The sequence below is a fragment of the Nonomuraea maritima genome, assembly GCF_900100395.1.
GTDB classification, from domain to species: domain Bacteria; phylum Actinomycetota; class Actinomycetes; order Streptosporangiales; family Streptosporangiaceae; genus Nonomuraea; species Nonomuraea maritima.
The window spans coordinates 52,480-68,001 of the sequence record NZ_FNFB01000033.1 but is presented as its reverse complement, the minus strand read 5'-3'; the positions used below and the strand labels follow the sequence as shown (position 1 = coordinate 68,001).

Genomic DNA, 15,522 nt, shown 5'->3' with positions numbered 1-15,522 from the left:
GGCGGCGCGCTGCTCGCTGCGATCAACGCCGTCACCAGTTCGTGGTGAGCCGGCGCCGCCGCTACCGCACGGGCTCGTGCGCGAGCTCCCAGGGCGCCACCGCCTCGGCGTCGTCGGCGCCGCGGGTTTCGCGAGCGTCGTCGTCCGGCGCGGGGCGCGGGCGGCGTCGGGTCCACAGCGGCCGGCTCGCCAGCCCTGCCCCCAGCGCCAGCAGGATGGCGACGGTGACCCACTCTCTGGAGCCGTCCTCGCCGTAGACGTGGTCGGGCCGCCCGGTGTCGAACGCGCGCACCGTCTGCCCGGCCTTCATCGTGTCCTGTTCCGAGTCGTAGAGGGTGACGCCCTCGCGGACCACCTTGCCGTCGTCGGACCTGAAGTCGCCCCGCCAGGTGCAGAGCCACTTGCCCGGATGGTGCTCGAAACACGACTGCCGTACGGCGGTGAAGGTGCCGTGCGGGCCGTCACCCGTCGCCGCCGCCAGCGCCGGGCCCGCCTGGTAGGCGGCGAACGCCAGAACCATCAGACCCCCGGCCATGATCACCGCGTCGAAGACCGACAGTCGGCGCCTTCGTCCCGCCTTCCGTTCCCCCAGTGAAGCCCGATCGGACGCAGCCACTTCCCCCTGCTGCACGTCTTACCACCCTCTATTGCGGATCCTCCCGATATCCACTGATGGACATTACCTCCCATTAGGACGCAATTGACCAGCGGCCTCGGTCTCCACCAGCGCAACTCCTGTCTCCACCGTCCCTGAGCAGGCAGGCGTGACGTTGGGCACAGCGACAGGGCCGGGAATTGTCGGTGGCTGAAGGCATGGTGGGTGCCATGACCGAGACGCCCCCCAGCACCGTCCTCGCCGACGACACCGCCTACGCCAAGGCCGTGCAGGTCGCCGTCGACTCCGCCGCCGCCTACTACGCCGACGGCACCTCCGCGCTCGACGACGACGCCTACGACCGGCTGGTGCGGGGCATCCAGGCGTACGAGGAGGCCCACCCCGACGCGGTGCTGCCGTCCTCGCCGACGGGCAAGGTGGCGGGCGGGGCCGTGGTGGGCGACGTGCCGCACACCGTGCCGATGCTGAGCCTCGACAACGTGTTCAAGGCCGAACAGCTCGCCGACTGGGCGGCCGGCCTCGAGCGGCGGCTCGGCCGTCCGGTCACGGCGTGGAGCGTCGAACCCAAGCTCGACGGCCTGGCGATCTCCGCCCGCTACCGGCACGGACGGCTCACGCAGCTCGTCACGCGCGGCGACGGCAGCGCGGGCGAGGACGTCTCCCACGCCATCGGCACCGTCGTCGGCCTGCCCGACCGGCTCGCCGACCCGGTCACCGTCGAGCTGCGCGGCGAGGTCATGATGACCAGGGCCCAGTTCGAGGCCGCCTGCGCCAAGCGGCAGGCGCACGACGGCACCACGTTCGCCAACCCGCGCAGCGCCGCCGCGGGCACGCTGCGCGCCCAGGACCGTCCGTACGTGTGCGAGCTGACGTTCTTCGGCTACGGGGTGGTGCCGCCGCCCGGCGACGACTCCGAGCAGGCCGTACTCCTGCGCGGGCTGCCGCACAGCGAGGTCATGGCCTGGATGGCCGGGCAGGGAGCGCAGACCACCGCCGCGACCTCGGTGGCCGGCATCGTCGCCGACACTCTCGACGGCGTCCGGCAGCGCGTCGACGAGATCGCCGCGGCCCGCTCCGAGCTGCCGTTCGGCATCGACGGCATCGTGATCAAATGCGACCTCGCCGCCGACCAGGCAGAGGCCGGGTTCAGCTCGCGGGCTCCGCGCTGGGCGGTGGCGTACAAACTGCCCGCCACCGAGAAGATCACCAGGCTGCTCGCCGTCGAGTGGAACACCGGCCGCACCGGCGTCATCGCCCCGCGGGCCGTGCTGGAGCCGGTCGAGCTCGACGGCAGCACCGTCACGTACGCCACCCTGCACAACGTGGCCGACATCACCCGCCGCGGCCTCATGCTGGGCGACAGCGTCACCGTCTACAAAGCGGGCGACGTGATCCCGCGCGTCGAGGCGCCCGTGGTCCACCTGCGCACCGGCGACGAGCGGCCGATCCCGATCCCGGAGGTCTGCCCGTCCTGCGGCGACGCGATCGACACCTCCCAGGAACGCTGGCGCTGCGTGCGCGGGCGCGGCTGCCGGGCGATCGCGTCCATCGTGTACGCGGCCGGCCGCGACCAGCTCGACATCGAAGGGCTGGCCGAGAACCGCATCAAGCAGCTGCTCGACGCCGGCCTGATCGCCGACTTCGCCGACCTGTTCTTCCTCACCCGCGAACAGCTCATCGACCTCGACCGCATGGGCGAGACCAGCACCGACAACCTGCTGGCCGCCATCGCCCAGGCCCGCACGCGCCCGCTGAGCCGGGTGTTCGCGGCGCTCGGCGTGCGCGGCACCGGCCGATCGATGAGCCGGCGCATCGCCCGCCACTTCGCCACGATGGACGCCGTCCGCGCGGCCGACGCCGAGGCCCTGCAGCAGGTGGAGGGCGTCGGCCCGGAGAAGGCGCCGGTCGTGGTGGCCGAGCTGGCCGAACTGGCCCCACTGATCGACAAGCTCGTCCAGGCCGGGGTCACCATGGTCGAGCCCGGCGCCGTGCCGCCGTCCGCCGACCCGCAGACGGCGCCCGCGGTCGACCTGCCGCTGTCGGCGATGTCGGTGGTGGTCACCGGAACGATGACCGGCCCGCTGGCCGCGCTCACCCGCAACCAGGTCAACGAACTGATCGAACGCGCGGGCGGCAAGGCCTCCTCCAGCGTGTCGTCCAAGACGTCCCTGCTGGTGGCCGGCGAGAAGGCCGGCTCCAAACGAACCAAGGCAGAAAGCCTGGGCGTCCGCATCACGACTCCGGAAGAATTCGCCGCACTCGTCGCCGACCTCCTGTGACTCCGATACCGACCCGTACCGACAACCCCCACCGACAACCCGTACCGACGAAAGGTGGAGAACGATGACTGAGCGCATCGACCCGGAACCGGCGACGGACCTCTCGCTTCGTCCGGTCGGGTGGGTGGAGTCACCGCTGCGCGAGCGAGCGCACGCACCGCGCCAGGCGGACGAGGGAGCGCCCGCCGCCTGGCTGGTGTTCGAGCCCTGGGTGATTCCGGCACTGGCCGCGCTCGCGGTGGGCGACGAGATCCTCATCCTCACGTGGTTCGACCGCGCCGACCGCCAGGTGCTGGCAGTACACCCACGCAACGACCCGTCCCGCCCCCTGACCGGCGTCTTCAGCACCCGCTCCCCAGACCGCCCCAACCCCCTGGGCCTGCACCGCACCACGATCACCGCCGTGGACGGACACCGCGTACAGGTGACCCACCTCGAAGCCCTCAACGGCACCCCCATCATCGACGTCAAGCCCGTACTGGGGGACGAACGCTGAGGCCCCGGGCGAGGCTGGCAGAGCAAACGCTGACGCGTGGGGCGTCGACACCCGTGGCATTACCACCCAGACAGCACAGCTGAGGTGACTGCCACGCACCACCCGGATGCGGAGTCGCGAGCACGGGGTCGCCTGCTTGCCACCGACTCCGTGACCTGGGCGAAATGTTGCGCACGCAGACGGCCTCGCACACACCGGCGCTCGCCCGCAAGCACTCCCTCACGTCGCGGGCCTTCATCCTGCTGCCACCCGCGCAACAGCGAACGTCGTCTGCACGGCGGTGCGGCGGCCGAGCCCTGGACAGCTCATTCGTGCACTTGAGCGACTTCGGCAAACATGCGCAACAGCGCTATCACGCAGTGACATACTGCTCGACGAGCTACGCACCCCCACCACTCCCGCATGTGGGCCGCCGGTGGACAGGATGCCCGAGTGCACGCTGATCGCGCCGGTGCTCACAGCTTGTACGCCGCCTGCCTCCGGACATAGCTATGCCCCGGCTGCATGCGGTGCAGAGGCAGGACCGGGGCCTATGTGTTGAAGGTACCACCACCTGTGCCGGCGGAAACCACGGATCGGAAAGGCGGTCACGATGCAGGATGCCGAGGCCGAACGGTTGAGTGCGCTGCTGTCCTCCGTCCGCCTCGCCGAATACCACCTGACCTGCGGTGGTGGCGCTGTCGCCGCCTTGCGGCTGCACTGCTGGAACACCGAGATCAGCGAAGCGTTCTATGGGCCCTTGCAGTACTTGGAGGTGGCCATGCGCACCGCGATGACGCGCGAGTTGACCACGTATTTGGGACGTGACGATTGGTGGAACGATCCGCGCCCTCAGCTCACCTACGGCGGCCGCCGGCGCATCAGCGAAGCTGAACAGCAGCTGCAGCGCATCGGGGTGATGCCCACGCCGCACATGGTGAGCGAAGAGCTGCCGTTCGGTTTCTACGTCTCGCTGCTTGGGCCGGGCAATGGCTATGACCAGCGGCTGTGGCGCACGGCCCTGTACCGAGCCTTTCCCGGGTACCGCGGACGCCGCCGGACGCTGCACGGCCGGGTCGATCACCTCAGAATCCTCCGCAACAAAATCGCCCATCACGGACCGATCCATCATCGTCACCTCGTTGCCGACCACGAGACGATCCTGCAGTGCCTCGACTACATCGACACAGGATTGGCGACCATGGTGCGGCGCCACAGCCGGGTGCCCGAGGTCCTCGGACGCCGCCCTTGACCGCAGGCCACCGACCCTGAGGAGGAGACAGAGGGGCGGGCCTGACCCCATCGTGGCCTCACGATACTGGCGCATGTCGGGAGGTTCGCCCGGCGCAGATTCGGGGTCCGACTTTCAACGTGGCACGGCATGGCTAAAGCTGACACCCTCGTCCCTGACAGCCAAAGAGCTTGAAGCCTTGAGCTAATTCTCGTGAATGGAGGGAAGAATGAAAGTCTATTTAAGATGGGGTATTGTGCTATTTATAGCAAGCGGCTTTATGGCGATTAATGTTACGCCCAATCCGCGCGATATTGCCATTTTTGCCGCATTGGCAATAGCGGGGCTTGGTTGCATGGTAGGCGCCGTCGCGGCTAGCGTCGCCGATTCAGGAAGGAGTGACAATGGCATAGAAGACCCTGAGCGGGAGTGAGGTGTCGTTGAGTAATATCTCTTTTGTCGCTCGTAAGCTCATGGCGACTACACTGCCATTCAGCTGTCCGCTAAATCGGGCCCAGCTTGGGGCGACGTGGGCCTGCTCCAGTGTGCCGACCGGTCAGAGCTCGGATCGGGGTCGGCGAAGAGCGGGCCGGGCATGGCGGGCGGCCGGTCGACGGTTTCGGTGCGGGCGCAACTACGGCCTGTTCAGTATCGCCCGTACACCTGGCTCCACTGCTGCGCGGAAGGCTGCGTCCAGTTCGGTGGGGGTGGCGGTGGTCTCGCCGTTCACCCATGCGCGCAGCAACCCCATGAACGCCCCGACCACGCACACCACCAGCAGGTCGAGCGCGGCGGACGACCGCCCGCCCGCCGCCAGCAGATCGCCCCGCACCAGCTCGGCGATCATCTGCTCCCCGCGGGCGATCACCGGCCCGCCGCCGTGCCGCCCCAGCAGCGCCCGGACGAGCCGCTCCTGCTCCTGCACGTGCTCGAACATGGGCAGGCTGAACGCGAACAGCCGTCCCGCGTCGGTGGCCGGCGTGGGATGCAGGAAGGCCATCTCGTCGAGGTTGCTGAGCAGCACTTCCTGCTTGTGGGTGAAGTGCGCGTAGAAGGTGGAGCGGCCGACGTCCGCGCGATCGATGATGTCGGTGACGGTCACCGCGTCGTAACCCTTCTCCAGGATCAGCGCCACCAGCGCCTCCTGGATGAGCCTTCGCGTACGCCGCACCCGCCGGTCTTCGGACAATCCACTGCTCCTTGTTCAGTACGGCACGGCCGGGCCGAACTGGTCGTTGACCCGATCTTGAACACGTCATTCACTATGAAACACAGTGTTCGTTATATCGGAGGGAACGTCCATGGCACTCGGAAGGCTGCTGCATAACCACGAGGAACACGCGGAGGCGGGCGGCACCATCGACCGCCCCCGCGCGTACGAGATCTTCACCTCGATCGGGTTCATCGGCGGACGTCGCGCCGCCTACACACGCCTGGCCACCGCGGCGCGTCCACGAGCGGGCGACCAGGTGCTGGACGTCGGCTGCGGCACCGGCTACCTGTCCCGGATCATGGCCCCGGTGATCATGCCGGGCGGCCGGGTCACGGGCATCGACCCCTCGCCCGCCATGGTCGACCACGCCACCCGGCGGGCCCCGGCCAACTGCTCCTACATCGTCGGCGAAGGGCAGGGCCTGCCGTTCCCGGACGGCTCGTTCGACCTGGTGGTCTCCAGCCTCGCCGTCCACCACATGCCCGTGGAGGCCCGGCCCCAGGCGTTGCGGCAGATGTTCCGCGTGCTGCGGCCGGGCGGGCGGCTGCTCATCGCCGAGTTCCGGCCGCCGGTCAACCCCCTGGGCCGGCGGATCGTCCGCGCGTTGTCCGCGCCGGCCATGCGGCACAGCCCCCAGGACCTGCTCGGCACCCTGATTCCCGACGCGGGGTTCGAGGTGGAGTCGGAAGGCGATCTGCCGTACTTGCTGTACTACGTCCGCGCCACCCGGCCGTAGCCGCTTCGGCCCTCCGCGAGCGGATGCGTGGGGCCCGCGCGAACGGGCGAAAGGGAGATCTGGGATGGTGAACGAGGGCCGAGGTGTTGTCACCGACGGCCGGGGCGCATGATCTGCGTGACGCGGGACGTCGCGGGCAACCGGTACGTTGCGCCGCCGGCCGGTGGGAGCCTTGGCCGTACCCAGCGAACGACGGAGCTGACGATGACCAGTGAGAAGTTCGAGTTCACCGGATCTCACGGAGTGCCGCTCGCCGCGCGGCTCGACCTGCCCGAGTCGCGCCCGCGGGCCTATGCGCTGTTCGCTCACTGCTTCACCTGCGGCAAGGACGTGGTGGCGGCGGCCAGGATCGCGCGGGCGCTGACCGACTTCGGCATCGCGGTGCTGCGGTTCGACTTCACCGGGCTCGGCGGGTCAGGCGGCGACTTCGGCAACACCGACTTCAGCTCCAACGTGGCCGACGTGGTGGCCGCCGCCGACCACCTCAGGGAACGGTTCGCGGCTCCGACGCTCCTCGTCGGGCACTCCCTCGGCGGTGCGGCAGTGCTGGCTGCCGCACACCGGGTGCCCGAGGTGCGGGCGGTCGCCACGATCGGCGCGCCCGCCGACCCCGCGCACGTGCTGCACCTGCTGGAGGGCAGCCGCGCCGAGATCGAGCAGCGCGGCGAGGCCGAAGTGGTGCTGGCCGGACGGTCCTTCCGCATCCGCAAGCAGTTCCTGGACGACATCGCCGTCCAGTCACAGGCCGAGCGCATCGCGCAACTGGGTGCGGCGCTGCTGGTGATGCACGCGCCGGGCGACAAGATCGTCGGCGTGGACAACGCCCGGCAGATCTTCGACGCCGCCCGCCACCCCAAGTCGTTCATCGCCCTGGACGGTGCCGACCACCTGCTCACCGACCGGAACGACGCCGTGTTCGCGGCCACCATGCTCGCCACCTGGGCCGCGCGCTACCTGCCCGATCAGTCTGTCCCGGAGGAGGAGTCTGGTGACGGGTTCGTCGTGGTGTCAGAGAACGGCGAGTCCCGGTACGGGCAGCACGTCACGCTCGGACGGCACACGCTCACGGCCGACGAGCCGCGGCCGGTCGGTGTCGACAGCGGGCCCAGCCCGTACGACCTGCTGCTGGCGGGTCTCGGCGCGTGCACGTCGATGACGCTGCGGATGTACGCCCGGCGCAAGCAGTGGCCCCTCGACCACGTGACCGTGAAGCTCCGGCATTCGCGCGTCCACGCGGACGACTGCGCCGACTGCGAGACCCGGGACGGTCACATCGACCGGATAGAACGCGTCATCCACCTGGACGGCAACCTGGACGCGGACCAGCGCCGGCGCCTGTTGGAGATCGCCGACAAGTGCCCCGTCCACCGCACTCTGCACTCAGAAGTCAAGATCACCACCACCGAGACACCGCCCAGCGAATAAGCCAACGTCTGATTCAGGAGCCAGTGCACCTTCCGCCTCAGCGCACCTCGCCGTCCCTTTTAAGGGGTAAAGGGGCCTCGGCGCACCTCTCCGTCCCTTTGGGGTGAAGGGGACAGGGCCTCCGCAGGCCGGCAGGACTCCTGCGGGCCGAGGGGCGCGGCCCCCGCAGGGAGGCCCGCGCCTCTGCGGGGCGGAGTGCCTGGGCCGGTGCAATCTCCGCCTTGGCGGGCCTCTTCGTGTCTTCGGGTTGAGGGTGGTGGCGCCCCTTGCAGGACATCCGCAGGTGAGGGGTCAGGGGGTTTCGCGGGTGCGATGGTAGTGGCGGCGGGCTTTCATGCGGTTGCCGCAGACCGCCATGGAGCACCAGCGGGCTCGGTTGGGTTTGCTGTGGTCGATGAGGAACAGGCGGCATTCCTCGTTGGCGCATGGACGCAGGCGGCCGGGGCTTGAGCGGCGCAACTCGTCCCAGGCGAGGACGACACGCGCGGCCGCCGTTCTGCCTTCAGGGAGGTCGAGGGTCCATTCCACGCTGCCGTCGATCAGCGTCGCACGGCGGGTCACACCCTCGACGAACGGCGCGAGCCCGTCCGGGGAGGCGTCGTGGCGGACGATGGCCTGCAGTACGGAACGCACCTCGCGCAGGGCGCGCCACTCGTCCACACCGGTCGGCCGGCCATGGGCGGACAGCCAGCGCCGCCCGGCGTCGGCGTCGGCGAGCTCGTCGCGCGGCGCCCCGCCGACGACGGGGGTGGTGTTCAGCAGGTCGAGCAGCAAAGTCTCGTCAACGTCCAACCTAACCTCCACAGGTCACCTTGACAGGTTATACCACCCCATGCTTACGTCTAACCATCAAAAACCGACCAAAGGGGTTAGACATGGCCGCCGTTCACCACCGTTACGCCACCGTCCAGGGCAGGCGTCTGTTCTACCGGGAGGCCGGCCCCGCCGACGCTCCCGTCATCGTGCTGCTGCACGGCTTCCCGACCAGCTCGTTCATGTTCCGCAACCTGATCCCCGCACTCGCCGCCCGCTACCACGTGATCGCCCCCGACCACCTCGGGTTCGGGCTGTCCGACGCCCCTCCCGCCGACGAGTTCACCTACACCTTCGACGCCCTCACCGACCTGACCGCCGGGCTGCTCCGCCACCTCGGCGTCACGCGGTACGCCGTCTACGTCCAGGACTACGGCGCCCCGATCGGCTGGCGGCTCGCGCTCGCCGACCCGAAGGCGATCACCGCGATCATCACGCAGAACGGCAACGGGTACGACGAGGGCTTCGTCCCCGCCTTCTGGGAGACCGTGTGGGCCTACCACCGGGAGCAGAACCCGGAGACCGAGAAGGGCGTCCGCGGCGCGCTGACCCTGGAGGCCACCAGGTGGCAGTACCTCACCGGGGTCCCCGATGAGAGCCTGGTCAGCCCGGACACCTGGCACCACGACTTCGCCCTGCTGTCGCGGCCCGGCAACGACGAGATCCAGCTCGCGCTCTTCCGCGACTACGCGACGAACCCGCCGATGTACCCGGCGCTGCACGCGTACCTGCGCGATCACTGCCCGCCGGTGCTCGCGGTGTGGGGCAGGAACGACGAGATCTTCGGCCCCGAGGGGGCCGGCGCCTTCGCCAGGGACGTCCCCGACGCCGAGATCCACCTCCTCGACGGCGGCCACTTCCTCCTGGAGAGCGCCGGGGACGAGGTCGCCGAACTCGTCCTCGACTTCATGGACCGGATGACCGCGCCGTGATCAGCGCAGGCATGCCAACCAGCGGCCGTGCGCGGCCCAGCAGTCGGCGTCGGTGAACCCGGCTGCCAGCGCCACCCTTCGGATGTCGCTCGCCGAGACGGTCGCCCAGCCGAACCACTCACCCACGAGCGGGCCGCGGCGCAGCCGTACCCGGTCGACCCGGCTGCGGGTCTCGGGCGGCGCCACGTCGGCGATGACCGTGCCGCCCGGCCCGAGCAGTTGCCGCACCCTGCGCAGCAGGGCCTCGGGGTTGCCGCCGATGCCGATGTTGCCGTCGGCGAGCAGCGCCGTGGCCCAGCGACCGCTGCCGGGGACGTCGTCGAAGACGTCCCGGAGCAGCGCGAACCCGCCGGCGCGGCGGGTCAGCGCGACGGCCCGTGGCGTGACGTCGATGCCGAGCGAGCGGACGCCGCGCCGGGTCAGCGCCACGGTGAGCCGTCCCGGGCCGGAGCCGATGTCCAGGGTCGGGCTGGAGCAGCGGCGCAGCAGGTCCTCGTCGCCGGGGATCGGCTCGAACCAGTGCGCGGTTTCAAGCGTGACGCGGGAGCCGTCCACGTACTCGAGCTCGGCGGCCTCTCCCGCGAGGGCGTCGGCGTAGAGCTGCCCGATCATCGGCCCAGCCCCTTCAACGTGGCGGCGAAGCAGGAGGACGGCGCCTCGGCGGCCACGGTCACGGCGTCCGCCACCGTGTCGACGTCGGTGAGCTCGGGCAGGTGGTGCACGTCCAGCCCGGCACGGTCGAGCCGGTCGAGCTGCAGCTTGCCGGTCTCCGGGTGCGACATGGGCACCCCGAGCACTAACGACGGGTCGGGGCTGCGGAGACCGAGCAGCCAGAAGCCGCCGTCGGCGGCCGGGCCGTACACGGCGTCGTGCCGCTCCAGCGCCTGCCCGGCCTCGCGCAGCAGCGACGGGGTGATCTGGGGGGTGTCCATGCCGATCAGCACGACGGGGTCAGGACGCAGGCGACAAGCGTCGGCGAAGGCCGCGGCCAGGCGCTCGTCCAGGCTCGTGCCGCGCTGAGGGATCAGGACGAAACCGGCCGGGAGCCAACCTCCGGGAAGCCCGTCGAGAGCGAGCACCCGCTGGGTGGCCGGCGTCGCGGCGACGGCCCGCAGGCTGTCGCGGAGCGCGGCTGTGGCGAGGGCCGCCGCCTCCTCTGGGCTGAACGGCGGGGTCAGCCGGGTCTTGGCCCGGCCGGGCAACGGCTCCTTGGCGAGCACCACGATCTGCGACAGGTGTTCGGTAGCAGGCAACGTACTCAGTCCTTACGAGTCAGCAGGTGATCCGCCACCGCGAGCAGCGCGACGGCGGCGAGGACGATCACGACGTTGACGCCGTAGTGCAGGGGAAGGATGGACGGGTTGTCGGCCCGCCGGCCCAGCGCCGACACGGTCGGCAGGGTGGCCAGCAGCAGCGTCCCCGCCACGATCAGGCCGGACCGCACCGACTGCGGCCATCGGCCGATCACGGTGCCGGCCACCACGATCCCCGGGGCCAGCAGGGCGTCGTGCGCCACGAGCAGCCCGCCGAACCACAGCGCCCACTTGAGCAGGACGCCCTCCGCGGCGAGGCCGCCCAGTCCGAGCACGATCAGCGCGGCGCCCGCCGCGTGGACGACCTTCCTCATGCCACCCGCACCTCCTTGATCCACTTGGTCTGCAGGGCGCCCGGCCGGTTCGGCGCGATCAGGCGTACGGGGAAGCCGTGGTCGAGGCGCAGCGGCTGCCCGTTGAGCTGCAGGGCCAGCAGGGTCAGTGGGTCGTTCCAGTGGGGTGGCCGGACCTCGCTGCTCCGGTACCCGCCCCGCTGTTCCAGCGACTCCACGGTGACGAACGCGTCCGGGGCGACGCCGGCCGACCGGAGCAGGTCGCGCAGCCGGACCCCGGTCCACTCGCACTCCACGCTCCAGCCCTCCACGCACGCGATCGGCAGGTGGACGGTGTGCTGCGGCATCCGTACGAGATCGGTGTAGGTGAGGGACAGCGGCGTACGGACGGCTCCGGTGACCTGCAACCGGTAGTCGGGGTCGGCGACCACGCCGGCCGCGGCCGCCGACCGGTTGACCGGCACGCCCTGAGGTCCGACACGAGGGTCGCGCGGGGCGAGGACGGCCAGCGACCGCAGCGGCGTCACCGTCTCACCGGCCGTGACCAGGGCGGTCACCCCGCACGCGGCGGCCACGGTGAACAGGAAGCGGCGGCGCTCCGGGATCTCCACGCGGGTCCACAGGCTGCGCCTGACCTTGGCCCACTCGTTCGTCACGTGGATGACGAGCGCGCCGAAGACGACGTAGGCGGTCCAGTAGTGCGTCTGAAGGAAGCCGAACGGCCACGGGTACACGTACGCGATGTTCAGCACCCCGGTCACGAGCTGGAACAGCGCGCCCGCCACCAGGAGCAGCACGCACAGCCGCTCGACGGCGTGACCCACCGAGCGGAACGGGGGCCACTGCCACAGCTTCGGGTAGACCGCCCACAGCTTGGCCAGCAACAGCGGGACCGTGGCGATGCCGCCGATGACGTGCAGCCCCTGGGTGACCCGGTACAGGTTGACCGGCCGCGACGGCCACAGCAGCCAGGTCGGCGGATGCTGCACGAAGTGGCTGAACAGTCCGGTGGCGAAGGCGACGGTGAAGCTCACGCCGAGCCAGGCGCCCAGCTTCGCGGCCACTTGCTCGGAGCGCAGGCGGCTGGTGAATCGGGCCGACAAAGTCGATATATCGGGAAAAATCATGAATGTATCTCCGCGAGACGATGCCGCCGTACGGCCCAGCCGATCAGCACGGCGAGCGCGGCGGCGGCGTAGAACGGGGACGCGAGGCCGTGCACGTTCGCCGGCCCGGTGGCGTAGGCGACGGCCCCCGCGAGGGGCACGCCGAGCCATTCCCACCGACCGTCCATGGCGGCCAGTGCGACGACCAGCAGCGCGTACCACGAGTACCCGGGCGTGAACAACAGCAGCAGCGAGCCGCTGACCAGCAGCGCGCCCTGCCAGGGCCGCTCGGCGTCGCCGCGGCGCAGAACGGCCAGGACGACGAGGCCCAGCAGCAGGATCGCCGCGTACGGCGCCCACGAGTCCGGCATGAGCAACCGCAGGACGGCGTAGCGGTTGCCGCTGCCGTCGTAGCGCTCCTCCTCGAGGTAGCCGGGTAGGTAGCCCGCGACGGCGGTCCCCGACAGCAGCACGTACGGCAGGTACGACAGCGCCACCACGAGCGCGGCGGGCACCGCGATCCTGGCGGCGCGCCGCCAGTCCACCCCGTTCGCCAGCACGCCGGACAGGGCCCCGGGCAACGTCGCGGCGGGCAGCAGCTTGGCGGCCACGGCCGCACCGAGCAGCGGGCCGCGGGCGCGGACCGCGCCGAAGGCCAGCACCACCAGCAGCACGCCGAGCACGTCGACGTGCGCGTTGTTCACCGCCTCGACCGGCACGGCAGGACACCACGCCCAGTACGCCGCCCGCCGCGCGCCCACGAGCCGGCACAGCGCGAGCGACGTGAGCACGGCCAGCGCCCAGCCGCCGAGCTGCAGGGGCTTGTGCCGTGAGCCATCCGGCGACAGCCAGTGGACCAGCAGGAAGTACCCCTGCGCGACCGGCGGATAGATCGTGGGAACGGTCGGGCGGTTGATCCGGGTGCAGCCGCCGTCAGGCAGCGGCCACAGGTCCTTGGCCCCGCAGTCGGCGGGGAAGAGCCAGTCGTCACGCAGCCCGCGCAGCGCGGGGTCGGCGGGCGGATGGTCGTACGGCGAGATGCCGGCGGCCTGCACCCGGCCGTCCCAGGCGTACCGGAACGAGTCGGTGCTGCTGCTCGGCGGGGTCGCCAGCCCGATCGTCGCCAGCGCGATGCCGCCGGTGACGACGAGGGCGGTCAGCCGCCGTTCCGGCACCCGCCTGACCAGCCACAGCGCCGCCGCGAACAGGGCCCAGGCCAGCAGGTACCAGCCCAGGACGGGTGGCCCCGCCACCATCTGGATCACGACGGCGGCGAGGGCGATCAGGGTTGCCCCGGCCAGGAGCGTGTGTCGGCTCACGGCCGTCAGCCTCACATCCCTGGCCCGGTTCGTAACCGTTGCGGCGGGTTCCGTTCGTCTCCCGTAAGAACCCTTACGGACCGCGAACGTACCCTCGGAACCCACGGGACGGCGGGCTAGCGTCGCCGTCATGAGAGTCATGGTCACCGGCTCGGCCGGGTTCATCGGCGGGCACGTGGTGGAGGCGGTGGAAGCCGCGGGGCACGACGTCGTCGGCCTGGACGTACGGACCGGCGCGGACGTCCGCGACGCCGGCGTTCTGGACGCCCTGCTGCCGGGGGTCGACGTCGTCGTGCACCAGGCCGCGAAGGTGGGCCTCGGCGTGGACGTCTCCGACCTGCCCGACTACGCGTCGGTCAACGTGTACGGCACGGCGGTCCTGCTGGCCGCCATGGCGAGGCACGGGATCGAGCGGCTGGTGCTGGCGTCCTCGATGGTGATCTACGGCGAGGGCCGCTACACGTGCGCCCTGCACGGCGAGGTCAGGCCGGGCCCGCGCGCCGTGACGGACCTGGAGGAGGGCCGGTTCGAGCCGCCCTGCCCGCGCTGCGGTGAGCCGCTGACCCGCGCGGTGATCGGCGAGGACGCGCGGCCCGACCCGCGCAACGCCTACGCCACCAGCAAACTCGCGCAGGAGCATCTGGCCGCCAACTGGGCCAGGGAGACCGGCGGCAGCGCCGCCGCACTGCGCTACCACAACGTCTACGGACCGCGGATGCCCCGCGACACGCCCTACGCAGGAGTGGCGGCGATCTTCCGTTCGGAGCTGGAGGCCGGCCGGGCGCCGAAGGTGTTCGAGGACGGCCACCAGACGCGCGACTTCGTGCACGTGCGCGATGTCGCGCGGGCCAACCTCGCGGCGATGTCGGCCGCCGCCCGTCCAGGTGAGCTGCGTGCCTGGAACATCGCCTCGGGCACCCCGCACACCGTGGGCGAGCTGGCCGCCGCGCTGGCCGCCGAGCGGGGCGGGCCGGAACCGCAGGTCACCGGGGCGTACCGGCTGGGCGACGTCCGCCACATCGTCGCCTCCCCGCAGCGGGCGCTGACCGAGCTCGGTTTCCTGGCCGGGATCGGTTTCGAGCAAGGCATGAAGGAGTTCGCCTGGTCATGACGGTCGACGTGATTCTGCCCTGTCTGAACGAGGAGGCCGCCCTCGGCTGGGTGCTCGGACGGATGCCCCGCGGCTACCGTCCGATCGTGGTGGACAACGGCTCCACCGACCGCTCGGCGGAGGTCGCCCGCTCCCTTGGCGCGAGGGTCATCAGCGAACCCGTACGCGGCTTCGGCGCCGCGTGTCATTCCGGGCTGCTCGCCGCCACGTCCGATCTCGTCTGTTTCATGGACGCCGACGCCTCGCTCGATCCCCGCCGGCTGCCCGAGGTGGCCTCCGCGGTGCTCGACGGGCGCAGCGACCTGGTCCTCGGGCGGCGGGTGCCGTCGGCCTCGGGCGCGTGGCCGCCGCACGCGCGGCTGGCCAACGCCGTCCTCGCCGCCGATCTTCGTCGCCGTACGGGTGCGTCCCTGCACGACCTCGGCCCGATGCGGGCGGCGAGGCGGGTCGCGCTCCTCGACCTGGAGCTGACCGACCGCCGCTTCGGCTACCCGCTGGAGATGGTGCTGCGCGCCGCCGCCGCTGGCTGGCGGATCGCCGAGGTCGAGGTCGACTACCTGCCGCGGGCCGGACGCTCCAAGGTGACCGGCACCGTACGAGGGACGCTGCGCGCGATCTCGGACATGCGCCGGGTCATGGCCGAGGTCAAGCCGTCGTAGC

17 protein-coding genes are annotated in these 15,522 nt (G+C 70.9%); 9 read left to right on the top strand and 8 right to left on the bottom strand.

Going from position 1 to position 15,522, the window contains the following annotated elements; translation table 11 throughout:
- Positions 1–61: 61 nt before the first annotated feature.
- The gene (locus BLR04_RS33865) at positions 62–520 is read right to left on the bottom strand and encodes a hypothetical protein (protein WP_143022338.1); all 459 of its coding nucleotides are present in this window, start codon (positions 518–520) and stop codon (positions 62–64) included.
- A gap of 305 nt (positions 521–825) precedes the next feature.
- Between BLR04_RS33865 and ligA the strand changes: the two genes are divergently transcribed.
- The 4 genes from ligA to BLR04_RS40115 all read left to right on the top strand — a co-directional run bounded on the left by ligA (position 826) and on the right by BLR04_RS40115 (position 5,034).
- On the top strand, positions 826–2,895 hold the full coding sequence (gene ligA / locus BLR04_RS33860) for an NAD-dependent DNA ligase LigA (RefSeq protein WP_090773082.1): 2,070 nt from the start codon (positions 826–828) through the stop codon (positions 2,893–2,895).
- Positions 2,896–2,959: 64 nt separating this feature from the next.
- Positions 2,960–3,391 carry a tRNA (N6-threonylcarbamoyladenosine(37)-N6)-methyltransferase TrmO gene (gene tsaA, locus BLR04_RS33855; RefSeq protein WP_090773039.1) on the top strand — a complete coding sequence of 144 codons (432 nt, stop codon included), beginning with the start codon at positions 2,960–2,962 and terminating at the stop codon, positions 3,389–3,391.
- A 592-nt stretch (positions 3,392–3,983) separates the two neighbouring features.
- Complete coding sequence (locus BLR04_RS33850; protein WP_090773037.1) at positions 3,984–4,622, top strand: Abi family protein; 639 nt, start codon at positions 3,984–3,986, stop codon at positions 4,620–4,622.
- A gap of 208 nt (positions 4,623–4,830) precedes the next feature.
- Positions 4,831–5,034, top strand: a complete 204-nt coding sequence (locus tag BLR04_RS40115) for a hypothetical protein (RefSeq protein WP_143022337.1) — start codon at positions 4,831–4,833, stop codon at positions 5,032–5,034.
- 201 nt (positions 5,035–5,235) lie between these two features.
- Here the strand turns inward: BLR04_RS40115 and BLR04_RS33845 are convergent, their stop codons facing one another.
- On the bottom strand, positions 5,236–5,790 hold the full coding sequence (locus BLR04_RS33845; RefSeq protein ID WP_090773035.1) for a TetR/AcrR family transcriptional regulator: 555 nt from the start codon (positions 5,788–5,790) through the stop codon (positions 5,236–5,238).
- Between the two features lie 112 nt (positions 5,791–5,902).
- On the opposite strand from BLR04_RS33845, the gene BLR04_RS33840 reads away from it, so the two are divergent.
- Entirely contained in the window at positions 5,903–6,550 is a 648-nt protein-coding gene (locus tag BLR04_RS33840; RefSeq protein ID WP_090773032.1) for a class I SAM-dependent methyltransferase, read from the top strand.
- 204 nt (positions 6,551–6,754) lie between these two features.
- The gene (locus BLR04_RS33835) at positions 6,755–7,975 is read left to right on the top strand and encodes a bifunctional alpha/beta hydrolase/OsmC family protein (protein WP_090773031.1); all 1,221 of its coding nucleotides are present in this window, start codon (positions 6,755–6,757) and stop codon (positions 7,973–7,975) included.
- Between the two features lie 291 nt (positions 7,976–8,266).
- Here BLR04_RS33835 and BLR04_RS33830 read toward each other — a convergent pair whose 3' ends face one another.
- Complete coding sequence (locus BLR04_RS33830) at positions 8,267–8,767, bottom strand: CGNR zinc finger domain-containing protein (protein WP_090773029.1); 501 nt, start codon at positions 8,765–8,767, stop codon at positions 8,267–8,269.
- Between the two features lie 83 nt (positions 8,768–8,850).
- Between BLR04_RS33830 and BLR04_RS33825 the strand changes: the two genes are divergently transcribed.
- Complete coding sequence (locus BLR04_RS33825; protein WP_090773027.1) at positions 8,851–9,720, top strand: alpha/beta fold hydrolase; 870 nt, start codon at positions 8,851–8,853, stop codon at positions 9,718–9,720.
- Here the strand turns inward: BLR04_RS33825 and BLR04_RS33820 are convergent, their stop codons facing one another.
- Genes BLR04_RS33820 through BLR04_RS33800 form a run of 5 tightly spaced genes read right to left on the bottom strand, consistent with a single transcriptional unit; the run spans position 9,721 to position 13,751 of the window.
- Positions 9,721–10,332, bottom strand: a complete 612-nt coding sequence (locus BLR04_RS33820; protein ID WP_090773025.1) for a methyltransferase domain-containing protein — start codon at positions 10,330–10,332, stop codon at positions 9,721–9,723.
- Positions 10,329–10,973 (bottom strand): TIGR04282 family arsenosugar biosynthesis glycosyltransferase, encoded by a 645-nt coding sequence (locus tag BLR04_RS33815; protein ID WP_218129270.1) that lies wholly within the window; start codon positions 10,971–10,973, stop codon positions 10,329–10,331. The genes BLR04_RS33820 and BLR04_RS33815 overlap by 4 nt, the downstream gene beginning before the upstream one ends.
- A 5-nt stretch (positions 10,974–10,978) precedes the next feature.
- The gene (locus BLR04_RS33810; protein WP_090773023.1) at positions 10,979–11,347 is read right to left on the bottom strand and encodes a hypothetical protein; all 369 of its coding nucleotides are present in this window, start codon (positions 11,345–11,347) and stop codon (positions 10,979–10,981) included.
- The gene (locus tag BLR04_RS33805) at positions 11,344–12,390 is read right to left on the bottom strand and encodes a molybdopterin-dependent oxidoreductase (RefSeq protein ID WP_245740830.1); all 1,047 of its coding nucleotides are present in this window, start codon (positions 12,388–12,390) and stop codon (positions 11,344–11,346) included. Before BLR04_RS33805 ends, BLR04_RS33810 begins: the two co-directional genes overlap by 4 nt.
- A gap of 59 nt (positions 12,391–12,449) precedes the next feature.
- A complete protein-coding gene (locus tag BLR04_RS33800) occupies positions 12,450–13,751 on the bottom strand; it encodes a glycosyltransferase 87 family protein (RefSeq protein ID WP_218129269.1) in 1,302 nt (433 codons plus the stop codon).
- A gap of 130 nt (positions 13,752–13,881) precedes the next feature.
- Here BLR04_RS33800 and BLR04_RS33795 point away from each other — a divergent pair, with 130 nt between their 5' ends.
- Complete coding sequence (locus BLR04_RS33795; RefSeq protein ID WP_090773019.1) at positions 13,882–14,862, top strand: NAD-dependent epimerase/dehydratase family protein; 981 nt, start codon at positions 13,882–13,884, stop codon at positions 14,860–14,862.
- Positions 14,859–15,521, top strand: a complete 663-nt coding sequence (locus BLR04_RS33790) for a glycosyltransferase family 2 protein (RefSeq protein ID WP_090773017.1) — start codon at positions 14,859–14,861, stop codon at positions 15,519–15,521. The genes BLR04_RS33795 and BLR04_RS33790 overlap by 4 nt, the downstream gene beginning before the upstream one ends.
- Position 15,522: the final 1 nt, after the last annotated feature.